The sequence below is a fragment of the Nocardioides sp. 1609 genome, from assembly GCF_004522105.1.
GTDB lineage: Bacteria > Actinomycetota > Actinomycetes > Propionibacteriales > Nocardioidaceae > Nocardioides.
The window spans coordinates 602,303-616,851 of record NZ_SPUJ01000003.1 but is presented as its reverse complement, the minus strand read 5'-3'; the positions used below and the strand labels follow the sequence as shown (position 1 = coordinate 616,851).

Below are 14,549 nucleotides of genomic sequence, written 5' to 3'. Positions count from 1 at the left end.
TCGTGCCCGACGTCGACGAGGAGCCGCCCGAGGTCGCCGCCCCGGCCGACCTGCGCACACCGTGCCTGGCCGCGTCGGGCTGGGCGGGCGGCCTCGTCGCGGCGCTGCTGCCGCCGGGTGTCGCCGGGGCCGTGGTCCTGGCTGCGGTGGTGGCCGGGCTGGTGCTCGCGGCGCTCCGGCGCGAGCCGGGCCTCGCCGGCGCGGTGCTGGCGTGCGGGCTGGTCGCGGCCGCCGTCCTGGCCTCGGCGTCGCTGCGCGCGGAGGCGGTGAGCAGCAGCCCGGTGGCGGCCCTCGCCGAGCAGCGGGCCGCCGTCGAGGTGACCGGCGTCGTGGTCGCCGACCCGCGCCCGGTGGCGGGACCGTTCGGCGACGGGGTCGTCGTCCGCCTGGAGGTGCGGGCGGTCGTGGGTCGCGGCGTGCGGCACGAGGTCGCCGTCCCGGTGCTGGTGCTGGGCGACGAGCGGTGGTCCGGCGTCGAGCTCGGGTCGAGCGTGGCGACCCGGGGTCTCCTCGCGCCGGCCGACGACGCCGACCTGGCCGCGCTGCTCACCGGCGCCTCGGGCCCGGTCGTGCGGCACGGCCCCGACGTCTGGTGGCGCGGGGCCGGGGCGGTCCGTGCGTCGATCCGCGACGCCGTCGCGCACCGGCCGGCCGACCAGCGGGCGCTCGTCCCGGCGCTCGTCGACGGCGACGACGCCGGCCTGACAGCCGACCTGGAGGACGACTTCCGCACCACGGGACTGACGCACCTCACGGCGGTGTCGGGCACCAACCTGACGCTCGTGGTCGGGTTCCTGCTCGTCCTGGCCCGGTGGTGCCACGTGCGCGGTCGCTGGCTGGCGCTCGTGGCGGGGCTCGGCATCGTGGGCTTCGTGCTGCTCGCACGCACCGAGCCGAGCGTCCTGCGCGCCGCGGCGATGGGCGCCGTCGGCCTGCTGGCGATAGGCGCCAACAGCCGGCGCCGTGCGTTCCGCGGGCTCGGGGTCGCGGTCGTCGTCCTGCTCCTGGTGCAGCCGGGCCTGGCGACGTCGGCCGGCTTCGTCCTCTCGGTCCTCGCGACGGCCGGCATCGTGGTGCTGGCACCCGGGTGGCGCGACGCGCTCGCCCGCTGGCTGCCGCGGTGGCTGGCCGAGGCGGTGGCGGTCCCGGCGGCGGCGCAGGTCGCGTGCACGCCGGTCGTCGCGGGTCTCTCCGGCCAGGTCAGCCTGGTCGCGGTGGTCGCCAACCTGCTGGTCGCGCCGGTCGTCGGACCGGCCACCGTGCTCGGTCTGGCCGGCGGCCTGGTGGCGCTGGTGGGCGACCCGCCCGCCCGTCTGCTCGGCACGGCGGCGGGGTGGTGCGTCGGGTGGATCGTCGCGGTGGCGCGCCGCGGCGCGGACCTGCCGCTGGCCGCCGTCGACTGGGGCGCGGGCGCCGGGTCGCTGGCCGTGCTCGTCGCCGGGTGCGTCGGCCTCGCGGCGTCGGCGCCCTGGGTGCTGCGCCACCCGGCGCGCGCCGTGCCGGCCGCGGTGGTGCTGGTCGTGGTCGTGACGGTGCCGCTGCCCTCACCGGGCTGGCCGGGCGCGGGTTGGGTGCTCGCGATGTGCGACGTCGGCCAGGGCGACGCCCTGGTGGTCAACGCCGGTGCCGGTCGCGGGGTCGTCGTCGACGCCGGACCCGACCCGACGGCCGTCGACCGCTGCCTGCGCCGCCTCGACGTCGAGGAGGTGCCGCTGGTGGTCCTCACGCACTTCCACGCCGACCACGTCGACGGTCTTCCCGGCGTGCTCGACGGCCGTCGGGTCGGCCAGGTCTGGACGACGTCGCTGCTCGACCCGCCCGAGGCGGTCGAGGAGGTCGTCGGCGCTGCGCGTGGGGCCGGGGTGGTCCCGACGCTGCCGCCGTCCGGCGCCGTCACGGTCGGTGACGTCGTCCTGCAGGTGCTCTGGCCGCTCCCGGGACCGCCCACGGTCGGGCCGGGCGACGGCAGCACGGCCAACGACGAGAGCGTCGTCCTGCTCGCCGAGGTCCGCGGCGTCCGGATCCTGCTGACCGGCGACGTGGAACCCCCCGGCCAGGCGGCGGTGGCCCGCGAGCTGCCGAGCCTCGACGTCGACGTCCTCAAGCTCCCGCACCACGGCAGCCGCTACCAGGACCTCGACTGGCTGACCTCGCTGCACGCCGAGCAGGTGCTGGTCTCGGTCGGCGCCGACAACGACTACGGCCACCCGGCGCCCGACGTCCTCGGGGCGCTGGAGGCCACCGGTGCGGGCGTCGCGCGCACCGACGAGGACGGCGACGTCCTGGTCGTGGCCGGTGCCGGCGCAGGCGGCACGGTGAGCGTGCGGGCCGCTGGGTGAGCGTCGGTGGCGTGTGCCAGGGTGCAGCCATGCCGGCAGCGAACCTGGACAGCAGCAGCGTGCTCGGCCGCGTCACCCTGGTGACCGGCAAGGAGGAGTTCCTCAACGAGCGCACCGTCCAGACGGTCCGCGACGTCGTCCGGGCCCACGACGGCGAGGCCGAGTTCTCCGAGACCGGAGCCTCCGACCTCACCCTGGCCTCGCTCGGGGAGATGTCGGCGCCGTCGTTGTTCTCCGCGACGCGGTGCGTGGTCGTCCGGGGGCTGGAGAACCTGCCCGAGGAGTCGGTCGCCGGCCTCCTCGAGTACGCCGCGGCGCCGGTCGAGGACGTCGCCGTCGTGCTCGTGCACGGCGGTGGCCCCAAGGGCAGCGGCACCCTCACCAAGCTGCGCAAGCTGCGCGGGGTCACCGAGGCGAAGTCCGAGGAGCTCAAGGCCTCGGAGTTCCCGGGGTTCGTCGCGGCCGAGGTCCGCCGGCACGGCGCCACCATCGACAACGACGCGGCCCGGGCCCTCGTCGAGGCGGTCGGCCAGGACCTGCGCTCGCTGTCGGCGGCCGCCCACCAGCTCACCAACGACTTCTTCGGCGAGCGGCTGACCTCCGACAAGATCGCGCGCTACTTCGGTGGGCGCGCCGAGGCCAAGTCGTTCGCGGTGGCCGACCACGCGTTCTCCGGGCATCGCGAGCAGGCGCTCGAGGAGCTGCGCTGGGCGATGGACAACGGCACGCCCGCCGTCCTGGTGACCTCGGCGTTCGCCGGCAGCGCGCGGGGCCTGGCCCGCTACAAGGGCGCGATGCGGGGGTTGCGCGAGGCCGACCTGGCCCGCGAGGTCGGCGTCCCGCCATGGAAGCTGCGAACCCTGCGCTCGCAGGCCCAGGGCTGGTCGGAGTCCGGGCTGTCGCGAGCCATCCGCGCGGTGGCCCAGGCCGACGCCGACATCAAGGGCGCCGCCAGCGACGCGTCGTACGCCCTCGAGCGGCTGGTGCTCACCATCGCCGGCCTGCGCGACGAGCGCTGACCACGAACGCGCCGACCACCACGCTGACCCGTCACCCATAGGTGACGGGTCAGCGCAAGACAGACATCGACCCGTCACCGATAGGTGACGGGTCAGCGCGAAATGCAGATCGACCCGTCACCCATGGGTGACGGGTCGACGCAGGTGAGGATCAGAGCGAGGCGGAGGTCTTCGAGATCGCCGACTTGCGGTTCGCCGCCTGGTTCTTGTGGATGACGCCCTTCGAGGCGGCCTTGTCGAGCGCCTTGTTGGCCTCGCGACCGAGGGTCAGCGCCTGGTCCTTGTCACCGGCCGCCGCGGCCTCGCGGAACTTGCGGACGGCGGTCTTCAGGCCGGTCTTGACGGCCTTGTTGCGCTCGTGCCGCTTCTCGTTCTGCTTGTTGCGCTTGATCTGGCTCTTGATGTTCGCCACAGGGTTGCCTTCGCCTCGGATGCTGGTGCTGGACAGGTGGTGCAGGTCTGGGTGCGTGGGCACGTCGGGACGGCCGGCACGCGACGGACCAAGTTACCAGTGGGACGGGCAGGACAGAAATCGTCACCCGGGTCCCGCACCGGATCTCGGACCGAGACCCAGCCGGCGCGCCGCGGCGCCGAGCATCCGGGCCGACTCGCGCCGTCGGAAGTCTTGCAGGGTCGGCAGGTTGACGTCGACGGCGGTGTGCGCGCGGTGGGCCAGGTAGGTCCCCATCGCGACCAGCCACGACGTCACCACGTCGTCGCCGACCCGTGCCAGGGCGGGGGAGGTGGCGAGGGAGTCGTCGAACCAGGGGAGGTCCACCCGTTCCAGCCGAGCCAGCAACGGGTCGAGCCAGTCCGGCCCGATGCCGCAGGCGCCCCAGTCGAGGAAGACCAGGTCGCCGGTAGGTCGCACGAGGAGGTTGTCGTTGCGGATGTCGTAGTGCACGAGGTGGTCGTTCGGCTGCTCGGCGAGGGCCCGGACGCCGGGCACCAGGTCGTCGCGGTGCTCGACGACCCAGGCCGGCACCAGGCCGGGGGGCATCTCGGCGGCGTGCTCGAGCCCGGCCCGCCACCCGACGAACGTCGCCCGCAGGTCGGTGAGACCGGCGCGGTACAGGGCGTTGCCGGTCGCCGGAGGGGGCGCGGGCGGCTCGGGCACCCGCTGCGCCATGACGGCCACGAGCCGGTCGGTGTCGTCGACGAGCCGGCCCATCACGGCGTCGTCGTCGAGGTCGGGGTGGTGGCCCTCGACGTCCTCGAGCAGCAGGGCCACCCAGCCACCCTCGTCGTACGACGCCAGCAGGTCGGCCCACAGCGGGTGCGAGCCCAGCAGCGACAGGGCGAGCACCTCGCGTCGGAACAGGGTCGGGCTGTCGGGGTTGAGGTCGGCGCCCACCGCCTTCACGAACGCACGACTGCCGTCGGCGCAGCGCAGCCGGGTGGCGCACCCGGGGGAGAAGCCGCCGACCTGCTCGCTGGCCTCGACGACGGGGGAGCCGAGGGTCTGCGTCACCCAGGCCCGCACCGCCGCCGGCATCTCGGCATACGTCGCGCGACGGCCGACCGCCCGTGGTGCGCTCACTCGCCGGTCTCCCACCCGCGTCGCTCGCAGAGCCAGTCCCAGAGCACGTCGGCCTGCCAGCGCTGGTGGTCCCGCAGGTGCGGTGACGTCGGGGGCACGGGGTCGTCGGCCGACTTCAGGAAGTAGCCGATGACGAGGGCCAGCAGGATGTCGACCGACTCGGCCGGCACGTCGGCGAACGTCGGGTGCTCGGCGAGGACGGCCTCGACGTCGATCCCGTCGCCGCACGGACCGACGAGCAGGAGCAGCGAGTCGAGCCAGGGGGCGCCGAGCACGGGCCAGTTCCAGTCGCAGAGCAGCGCGCGTCCGTCGGCGGCGAGCAGGATGTTGTCGTCGCGCACGTCGGTGTGCACCACCGTCGTGCCGTCGACGACCTCGCCGAACCGGGCCGCGAGGGCCGCGGCCTCCTCGCCGTGCGGGAGGACGAAGGTGCGCAGCGCGTAGTCCCAGCACGCCGGCCACCCGGCCAGCTCGGCGGCGAAGGTGTCGAGGGCCAGCCCGGCCGGCGGCGGGGTCAGGACCGCGGCGGTCGTGGCGAGCATGTCGAGCGCGAGGTCGAGGTCGCCGCGGGTCCACGGCCGGCGCGGGGCGCGGGCCTCGACGTGCTCGATGCCGAGCACCACCCAGTCGTCGGCGTCGTGCACCCACAGCAGCCGCGGGGCCGGGACGCCGGCCGGCAGCGCCCCCAGCTTGCGCGCCTCCTCGCGGTAGGACTCCGCGAACGGCCGCTGGGCCTTGACCGAGGCCGCCTTGACGAAGTGCCGCGAGCCGTCCGCGCCCACCAGCACCGACGCGAAGCCGGGCGTGAACCCGGCGGTCTGCGAGTGCGCGGCGAGGACCGTCGTCCCGATCCGCCACTCGACGGCCGACCGGATCACCGGGGGCAGGTGCGGCCACTCCAGGCGCCGGGCGGTGCGGCCGACGGGGGCGGGGTAGGGCCGCGGCGAGATCACGAGCGACATCCTCGCCGACGCGGCGTCGTCGCGCCGAACCGATCGCCCGGCGGATCGGGTGTACAACCGAGTCGTGCTGCGCTTCTACGTCCTCGGGTTCCTGCTGTTCCTGGGCGCGATGGCCACCCTCGCGGCCACGATCGGCGGCCCCGGGTGGTTCCTGCTGCTCGCCGTGGTGCTCGGGCTGCTGGTCGTCGGCGTGCACGACCTGGTGCAGAAGCAGCACGCCATCCTGCGCAACTACCCGGTGATCGGGCACATGCGGTTCCTGATGGAGGGCATCCGCCCCGAGCTCCAGCAGTACTTCATCGAGCGCAACTTCGACGGCCGGCCCTACGACCGCAACACCCGCTCCTCGATCTACCAGCGCTCGAAGGGCCAGCAGGAGGAGCAGCCGTTCGGCACCGAGCGCGACCTGTACGCCGTGGGCTACGAGTACCTGGTGCACTCCACCCGGCCCGTCGACCCGCTGCCGGAGCCGCCACGGGTCCGCATCGGTGGTCCGGACTGCACCCAGCCCTACGACATGGCGCTGCTCAACGTGAGCGCGATGAGCTTCGGCTCGCTGAGCGGCAGCGCCATCGAGGCCCTGAACCGCGGTGCCGCCGGGGGCGGGTTCGCGCACGACACCGGCGAGGGCGCGATCAGCCCGTACCACCGCCAGGGTGGCGACCTGGTCTGGGAGATCGGCTCGGGCTACTTCGGCTGCCGCACGCCCGACGGCGGGTTCGACGAGGACGAGTTCGCCGCCAAGGCCGCCGACCCCCAGGTCAAGATGGTGAGCATCAAGCTGAGCCAGGGTGCCAAGCCCGGGCTGGGCGGCGTGCTGCCCGGCGCGAAGGTCAACCGGGAGATCGCCGAGACCCGCGGCGTCCCGCTCGGGCAGACGGTCGTCTCGCCGGCCTACCACCGGGTCTTCTCGACCCCGCGCGAGCTGGTGCTCTTCGTCGCCCACCTGCGCCGGCTCGCCGGCGGCAAGCCGGCCGGGTTCAAGCTGTGCCTCGGCTCCCGGGTCGACCTGCTCGCGATCTGCAAGGCGATGGTCGAGGAGGGCGTCACGCCCGACTTCATCGTGGTCGACGGTGCCGAGGGCGGCACCGGGGCGGCACCGATGGAGTTCTCCGACCACGTCGGCATGCCGCTTACCGAGGCCCTGATGACCGTGGACAACGCCCTGGTCGGCGTCGGCCTGCGCGACCACGTCAAGCTCGGCGCCTCCGGCAAGGTCGCGACCGGCGTCGACGTCGTCAAGCGGATCATCCAGGGCGCCGACTTCACCAACGCGGCCCGCGCGATGATGATGGCGGTCGGCTGCATCCAGGCCCAGACCTGCCACACCAACACCTGCCCGGTCGGGGTGGCCACCCAGGACCCCAAGCGGACCCGTGCCCTCGACGTCGTCGACAAGACCGCGCGGGTCACCAGCTACCAGCGCGAGGTGGTCGAGTCGGCGGCCCGGGTCGTCGCCTCGATGGGGCTGCACTCCTTCGACGACCTCGACCCGCGCATGCTGCGGCGCCGCGTCGACCACGGCACCATCGCGTCGTACGCCGAGCTGTTCGACTACCTCGCGCCCGGCGAGCTGCTGACGGGCGCACCCGAGAGCTGGCGTGCCGACTGGGACGCCGCCGACCCGGACCGCTTCACCCCCTGACGCGCTGTCGCCCGCTGGTGCCGCCTGGCACCGTGGTGACATGCCCACCGTCGCAGAGCACCTCATCGCCTCCCTCGCCGAGCACGGCGTCACCCAGGTCTGGGGCGTGGTCGGCGACGCCCTCAACCCGGTCACCGACGCGATCCGGCGCGAGGACCGGATCGAGTGGGTCGGGGTGCGCCACGAGGAGGCCGCCGCCTTCGCCGCCTCGGCGCAGTCGCAGCTCACCGGCGACCTCGCCGTCTGCATGGGCACCGTCGGCCCGGGCGCGATCCACCTGCTCAACGGCCTCTACGACGCGAAGAAGTCGCACACGCCGGTGCTGGCCATCATCGGGCAGGTCCCGCGCGAGGACATGGGCTCCGACTTCTTCCAGGAGGTCGACAACGACGTCCTGTTCGCCGACGTCGCCGTGTTCTGCCAGACCGTGACCAGCGTCGAGCAGTTCCCCAAGCTGGTCGAGCAGGCCGGCAACGCCGCCCTGCAGGAGCGCGGCGTCTCGGTGCTCACGCTGCCCGGCGACCTCGGCGGGCTCGACGTCCCGAAGCACACGCCGGTCCCGTCGTTCGTGGCGCGCCAGCCGCTGACCGCACCCGACCCGGACGCCGTCCGCGACGCCGCCGTGGCGATCAACGCCGGAGACCGGGTGACCCTGCTCGTCGGCATGGGTGCCCGGCACGCGCGGGCGGAGGTCGACCGGCTCGCCGAGCGGCTGGCCGCGCCGATGGTGGTCTCGCTCAAGGCCAAGGAGGGCTTCGACGACCACCCGCACCAGGTCGGGCAGTCGGGACTCCTGGGCAACCCCGCGACCGCGCAGGCCTTCGAGGACTGCGACGTGCTGTTCCTCGTGGGCACCGACTTCCCCTACACGCAGTTCCTCCCCACCGGGAAGACCGTCGTGCAGCTCGACCTGCGCGGCGCCCACATCGGACGGCGCACGCCCGTCGACCACGCGATCGTCGCCGACACCCGCCTCGGTCTCGAGGCGCTGCTCCCGCTGCTGGAGCAGAAGGACGACCGCGGTCACCTCGACGAGGCGCGGCACGCCTACGAGGGCTGGCGGAGCGCCCAGGCGCGCCTCACCAGCCCCGACCACGACCACCAGCGGGCGGGGCTGCTGCGGCGCCGCGTCGACAACCGCGACCACAAGATCCGTCCCGAGCTCCTCGCGGCCTCCCTCGACCGGCACGCCGCCGCGGACGCGATCTTCACCGCCGACACCGGGATGGCGACCGTGTGGCTCTCGCGGTTCGTCGAGATCACCGGCTCGCGCCGCATCCTCGGCTCGTTCAACCTCGGCTCGATGGCCAACGCGATGCCGATGGCCCTCGGCGCCCAGGCGCTGGACCGGTCGCGTCAGGTGGTCGCGTTCTGCGGCGACGGCGGCCTCTCGATGCTGATGGGCGACCTGATCACCGCGGTCTCCCACGACCTCCCGGTCAAGCTCGTCGTCTTCGACAACAGCCGGCTCGGCATGGTCAAGCTCGAGATGGAGCAGGTCGGCCTGCCCGAGTTCGGCACCGTGCTGCGGAACCCCGACTTCGCCCGGGTCGCCGAGGCGATCGGGCTGCACGGCGTCCGGGTGGAGGACCCGAACGACGTCGACGGGGCGGTCGCGGCGGCCCTGGCGCACCCGGGGCCGGTGCTCCTCGACGTCGTCACCAACCCCGACGAGGTCGCGATCCCGCCGAAGCCCACGATCGAGCAGGGCTGGGGTTTCGCGATCGCCAAGATGAAGGAGGCGGTCGCCTCGCCGGAGTGACGCACCGGCGGGCGTGACCACGGGCGCCCGGGCGGGGGCGCCGACGTCAGCGGCGGGCGGGGTCGAGGGTGCGTTCGTAGATCGCCGCGCCGTCGACGTCGCGCAGGGTCACCGTCAGCTGCTGGGTGCCGGCGTCGATGCCGACCTCCCCGAAGAACTGGAACCCCTGGGCGGGCGAGGCGTTCGGCGCCGGCGGGGCCGCGACGAAGTCGGCCACGGGTCCGAACGTGGCGTCGAGGGCGTTGGGCCCGAAGGCGCCGGCGTTCAGCGGCCCGGAGACGAACTCCCAGAACGGGTCGAAGTCGTCGTAGGTCGCCCGGTCCGGCGAGTAGTGGTGCGCGGCGGTGTAGTGGACGTCGGCGGTGAGCCACACGTGGTTGCGGATCCCGAGCCGCTGGAGCCCGGTGAGGACGTCGGCGACGTCGATCTCGCGTCCCAGCGGAGCGCCGGGGTCGCCCTGCGCGATCCCCTCCTGCGCGGCGGTGCCGTCGGGCACCACGAGGCCGAGCGGGAGGTCGGCGGCGATGACCTTCCAGGTGGCCCGGGACCGGCTCAGCTCGTCGAGCAGCCACCGGGTCTGACGGCGTCCGAGGACGCCTCCGTCGCGACCCGCGCGACCGGGTTCGCCGTTGGCGGTGTTGGGGTCCTTGTACGTGCGCATGTCGAGGACGAACAGGTCGAGCAGCGGGCCGTGGTGGATGACCCGGTAGACCCGCCCGTCGGGGTCGGGGGAGATGTCGGCGACGGGCACGTAGTCGTGGAAGGCGCGGTGCGCGCGGGCGGCCAGGACGTCGACGCGCTTCTCGCTGTAGCGGACGTCGTCCAGGATCTCGCCGGGGTACCAGTTGTTGGTGACCTCGTGGTCGTCCCACTGCGAGACCTGGGCGGTCTCGGCGAGGAACGCCCGCCAGTTGTCGGCCATCAGGTTGTACTGGTACTGCCCGCGGAACTCCTCCAGCGTCTCGGCCACCTTCGACTTCGCCTCGGTCGTCACGTTGCGCCACGTCGAGCCGTCCGGGAGCGCGACGCTCTCCACCACGGGTCCGTCGGCGTAGACGTTGTCGCCGCTGCACAGGAAGAAGTCGGCGTCACGGGCCCGCATCGCGTCCGCGATCCGGAAACCGCCGAGGTCGGGGTTGACGCCCCAGCCCTGTCCGGCGATGTCGCCGGACCACAGGAACCGGACGTCGTCGCGGCGTCCCGGCGCCGTGCGCAGCCGGCCCACCTCGGCCGGTCCCGACCGTCGCGGGTCGTGCAGGTCGACGGCCCGGATCCGGTAGTGCAGGTCGGTGCCCGACGGCAGCCCACGCAGGTCGATCTCGCCCGTCAGGTCGGTGCGCGGCGTCACGACCGGCCCGCGCACCGTCCGGTACCGCCGGAACGAGCTGTCGCGGGAGATCTCGGCCACCAGGCGCGACGGTCGGTCGGCGCGGCTCCACAGCACGGCTCGCCCGTCCCGGACGTCACCGGCCTGGACGCCGTGGGTCAGCAGCGGCCGGCCGGAGCGGACGAACGCGGGCGCACCCGCGGCCGGCGAGGCGAGGGGGACCGCCAGCGCCGACAGGGCGGCGCCCTGGAGCAGTCGGCGGCGGGGCAGCGAGGGGGCGGGGGTGAGCGGAGCGGGGTCCCGAGTCATGGCTCCAACCTCCGCGTCGCGTGCCAACGAGAGGTGTCCGCGTCGCGACCGTGGCGGGAACCGGCGACGACCATTTCGTCCCGCGCGCACCCGTCGGGGACAATGGAGGCCTCATGGCTGCCTCCACCGCTCCGAAGCCCGCTCCGAAGCCCGGTCACACCGACCCCGCGATCATCCGGAACTTCTGCATCATCGCCCACATCGACCACGGGAAGTCGACCCTGGCCGACCGGATGCTGCAGCTGACCGGCGTCGTCGACGCCCGCGCCGCCCGGGCGCAGTACCTCGACCGGATGGACATCGAGCGCGAGCGCGGCATCACGATCAAGAGCCAGGCCGTCCGCATGCCGTGGACCGTGCCGGCCGACAACGACGAGAAGGCCGAGCCGGGCACCTACGTGCTCAACATGATCGACACGCCGGGCCACGTCGACTTCACCTACGAGGTCTCGCGCTCCCTCGAGGCGTGCGAGGCCGCCGTCCTCCTCGTCGACGCGGCGCAGGGCATCGAGGCGCAGACGCTGGCCAACCTCTACCTCGCCATGGGCGCCGACCTGCACATCATCCCGGTGCTCAACAAGATCGACCTGCCCAGCGCCAACCCCGAGAAGTACGCCGCGGAGATCGCGGGACTGGTCGGCTGCGACCCCGACGACGTGCTCCGGGTGAGCGCCAAGACCGGCATGGGCGTCGCGGAGCTCCTCAACCACATCGTGGCCGAGACCCCGCCGCCGGTCGGCGACGCCGACAAGCCCGCGCGGGCCCTGATCTTCGACTCGGTCTACGACACCTACCGCGGCGTGGTCACCTACGTCCGCGTGATCGACGGCAAGCTCAGCCACCGCGACCGGATCAAGATGATGTCCAACGGCGTCGTCCACGAGATGCTCGAGGTCGGCGTCATCAGCCCCGAGCCGGTCAAGTCGAGCGACCTCGGCGTCGGCGAGGTGGGCTACCTCATCACCGGGGTCAAGGACGTCCGCCAGTCGCGGGTCGGCGACACCGTCACCACCCAGCACCACGGCGCGACCGAGGCCCTCGGGGGCTACAAGCACCCCAACCCGATGGTCTACGCGGGCCTGTACCCCATCGACGGCGACCAGTACGGCGACCTGCGCGAGGCCCTCGAGAAGCTGCAGCTGAACGACGCCGCGCTCGTCTACGAGCCCGAGACCTCCGGCGCGCTCGGCTTCGGGTTCCGCGTCGGGTTCCTCGGCCTGCTCCACATGGAGATCACCCGCGAGCGCCTCGAGCGCGAGTTCGACCTCGACCTCATCTCGACGGCGCCCAACGTGGTCTACGAGGTCATCCTCGAGGACGGCACCTCGATCGAGGTGACCAACCCGAGCGAGTTCCCCGAGATGAAGATCGACGAGGTGCGCGAGCCCGTCGTCAAGGCCACGATCCTCAGCCCCAGCGACTACATCGGCACGATCATGGAGCTGTGCCAGACCAAGCGCGGCACCCTCGGCGGCATGGACTACCTGTCCGAGGACCGCGTCGAGATGCGCTACACGCTGCCGATGGGCGAGATCGTCTTCGACTTCTTCGACCAGCTGAAGTCGCGCACCAAGGGCTACGCCTCGCTCGACTACGAGCGCTCCGGCGAGCAGGTCGCCGACCTGGTCAAGGTCGACATCCTCCTGCAGGGCGAGCCGGTCGACGCGTTCAGCGCGATCGTCCACAAGGACGCCGCCTATGGCTACGGCGTGATGATGGCCGGCAAGCTCAAGGACCTCATCCCGCGCCAGCAGTTCGAGGTGCCGATCCAGGCCGCGATCGGGGCCCGCGTGATCGCTCGCGAGAACATCCGCGCGATCCGCAAGGACGTGCTGGCCAAGTGCTACGGCGGCGACATCACCCGCAAGCGCAAGCTGCTGGAGAAGCAGAAGGAGGGCAAGAAGCGGATGAAGATGGTCGGCCGCGTCGAGGTCCCCCAGGAGGCGTTCGTCGCCGCGCTCTCCAACGACGGCGCCGGCTCGTCGTCCGAGAAGGGCAAGAAGTAGCCGCGGGGACCGAGGCGGTCCGACCGGCCCCGGGCCGGCCGGACGTGCCGCCGGGCCACCAGCCCGGGACCGGGACCCGGTGAGCGTCGCGCTCCCGCCGGGCGTCCAGGCCCTGGCGGCCCGCGGCCCCGACTGGGCGGCCTGGGTCGACCGGCTGCCGCGGCTGGTGCGCGACCTGCTGGCGGAGTGGGCGCTCACGGTGGACGGCGAGCCGTTGCACCGGGGAGCGGCCCTGGTGCTCCCGGTGCGCGACGGCCACGACCGCGCCGCCGTCCTGAAGGTGCAGCGCCCCGACGATGAGTCCGAGCACGAGCACCTCGCGCTGCAGCACTGGCACGGCGACGGCGCGGCGCTGCTGCTGCGTGCTGACCCGCACCGGGCCGCCCTCCTCCTCGAGCGGCTGCACCCGGTCGACCTCACCGACCACTGGGACCTGGAGGCCTGCGAGGTCGTCGCGGGCCTCTACGCGCGCCTGCACGTGCCCGCGCCGCCCCGGCTGAGGCCCCTGACGGCCCACGTCGAGCGCTGGACCACGGCGCTGGCCGACCTGCCTCGTGACGCTCCGGTGCCGCACCGGATGGTCGAGCAGGCCGTGGCGCTCGGTCGGGGGTTCCTCGCCGACCCGGCGAGCACCGGCACCATGATCCACAGCGACCTGCACTACGGGACCGTGCTCGCCGCGGACCGCGAGCCGTGGTTGGCGATCGACCCGAGGCCACTCAGCGGCGACCCGCACTACGAGGTCGCGCCACTGCTCTGGAACCGGTGGGACGAGCTCGACGGCGACGTCCGGGGCGGGGTGCGTCGCCGGTTCCACACCACGGTCGACGCCGCCGGACTCGACGAGGACCGGGCCCGCGACTGGGTCGTCGTCCGGGTGCTCGGGAACGTGGTGGCGGCGCTGGGGGAGCGCGAGCCGGACGGCGACTGGATCACCCGCTGCGTGAGCATCGCCAAGGCCGTGCAGGATTGACGCCGTGCCCCACGTCCAGTCCGTCCACGTCGGTCGTCCGCAGCCCGTGACGTGGGTCCGCAGCGGGCGCACGTCGATCGAGAAGGCCACCGTCACCGGGCCCGTGGCGGTGGGTCCGCTCGGTCTCGACGGCGACGAGGTGTCCAACCGCCGCCACCACGGCGGGCCGGACAAGGCGGTCTACGCCTTCGCCCGCGAGGACCTCGACCGGTGGGCGGGGACGTTCGGCGCCGACGTCCCCGACGGCACCTTCGGCGAGAACCTGACGACCCGCGGCGTCGACGTCAACGGCGCGGAGATCGGCGAGCGGTGGCGGATCGGCGAGGACGTCGTGGTCGAGGTGACGATGTTCCGCACGCCGTGCCGCACCTTCCAGGTCTGGCTCGGGCGGCAGGGTTACGACAACCGGGCCTGGGCGCGGCGCTTCGCCGAGGACGGCCGGCCCGGCGCGTACCTGCGGGTCGTCTCGCCCGGCGTGCTGCAGGCCGGGGACCCGGTCGAGGTGGTGCACCGTCCGGGCACCGGCGTGACGGTGTCGTCGTGGTTCGGCGAGGTCGTGCGCGGCCCGCGCAGTTGAGCGGTGTGCCTGCCCGGGCGCCACGCAGGCCCGGGCAAACAGTGTCAGCATCGGGGTTGTCTACCCGCTGGTAGGTGAAGTGATCTAGGT

At 73.4% G+C, this 14,549-nt stretch carries 11 protein-coding genes; 7 read left to right on the top strand and 4 right to left on the bottom strand.

All coding sequences use genetic code 11. The features are described 5' to 3' along the window. Window positions 1–2 precede the first annotated feature (2 nt). Window positions 3–2,339 carry a ComEC/Rec2 family competence protein gene (locus tag E4623_RS09175; protein WP_245154979.1) on the top strand — a complete coding sequence of 779 codons (2,337 nt, stop codon included), beginning with the start codon at window positions 3–5 and terminating at the stop codon, window positions 2,337–2,339. A 29-nt stretch (window positions 2,340–2,368) separates the two neighbouring features. Then, window positions 2,369–3,358: a DNA polymerase III subunit delta gene (holA, locus tag E4623_RS09170; protein ID WP_134766195.1), complete on the top strand. Its 990-nt coding sequence runs from the start codon at window positions 2,369–2,371 to the stop codon at window positions 3,356–3,358. 151 nt (window positions 3,359–3,509) lie between these two features. Here holA and rpsT read toward each other — a convergent pair whose 3' ends face one another. From rpsT to E4623_RS09155, 3 genes are all read right to left on the bottom strand, one after another. Then, the gene (rpsT, locus tag E4623_RS09165) at window positions 3,510–3,770 is read right to left on the bottom strand and encodes a 30S ribosomal protein S20 (RefSeq protein WP_134766194.1); all 261 of its coding nucleotides are present in this window, start codon (window positions 3,768–3,770) and stop codon (window positions 3,510–3,512) included. A 123-nt stretch (window positions 3,771–3,893) separates the two neighbouring features. Beyond that, entirely contained in the window at window positions 3,894–4,898 is a 1,005-nt protein-coding gene (locus tag E4623_RS09160) for a phosphotransferase (RefSeq protein ID WP_134766193.1), read from the bottom strand. Further along, window positions 4,895–5,860: a phosphotransferase gene (locus tag E4623_RS09155; RefSeq protein WP_134766192.1), complete on the bottom strand. Its 966-nt coding sequence runs from the start codon at window positions 5,858–5,860 to the stop codon at window positions 4,895–4,897. The genes E4623_RS09160 and E4623_RS09155 overlap by 4 nt, the downstream gene beginning before the upstream one ends. Window positions 5,861–5,924: 64 nt before the next feature. On the opposite strand from E4623_RS09155, the gene E4623_RS09150 reads away from it, so the two are divergent. Further along, window positions 5,925–7,505: an FMN-binding glutamate synthase family protein gene (locus tag E4623_RS09150; RefSeq protein ID WP_209020577.1), complete on the top strand. Its 1,581-nt coding sequence runs from the start codon at window positions 5,925–5,927 to the stop codon at window positions 7,503–7,505. Between the two features lie 40 nt (window positions 7,506–7,545). After that, window positions 7,546–9,267 (top strand): thiamine pyrophosphate-dependent enzyme, encoded by a 1,722-nt coding sequence (locus tag E4623_RS09145; RefSeq protein ID WP_134766191.1) that lies wholly within the window; start codon window positions 7,546–7,548, stop codon window positions 9,265–9,267. Window positions 9,268–9,313: 46 nt separating this feature from the next. Here the strand turns inward: E4623_RS09145 and E4623_RS09140 are convergent, their stop codons facing one another. Continuing rightward, window positions 9,314–10,903, bottom strand: coding sequence for an alkaline phosphatase D family protein (locus tag E4623_RS09140; RefSeq protein ID WP_134766190.1), 1,590 nt, complete (start codon window positions 10,901–10,903; stop codon window positions 9,314–9,316). 113 nt (window positions 10,904–11,016) lie between these two features. On the opposite strand from E4623_RS09140, the gene lepA reads away from it, so the two are divergent. From lepA to E4623_RS09125, 3 genes are all read left to right on the top strand, one after another. After that, window positions 11,017–12,909 (top strand): translation elongation factor 4, encoded by a 1,893-nt coding sequence (gene lepA, locus E4623_RS09135; RefSeq protein ID WP_134766189.1) that lies wholly within the window; start codon window positions 11,017–11,019, stop codon window positions 12,907–12,909. A gap of 79 nt (window positions 12,910–12,988) precedes the next feature. Then, window positions 12,989–13,882, top strand: coding sequence for an aminoglycoside phosphotransferase family protein (locus tag E4623_RS09130; RefSeq protein ID WP_134766188.1), 894 nt, complete (start codon window positions 12,989–12,991; stop codon window positions 13,880–13,882). A gap of 4 nt (window positions 13,883–13,886) precedes the next feature. After that, window positions 13,887–14,459 (top strand): MOSC domain-containing protein, encoded by a 573-nt coding sequence (locus E4623_RS09125; RefSeq protein ID WP_134766187.1) that lies wholly within the window; start codon window positions 13,887–13,889, stop codon window positions 14,457–14,459. Window positions 14,460–14,549 lie beyond the last annotated feature (90 nt).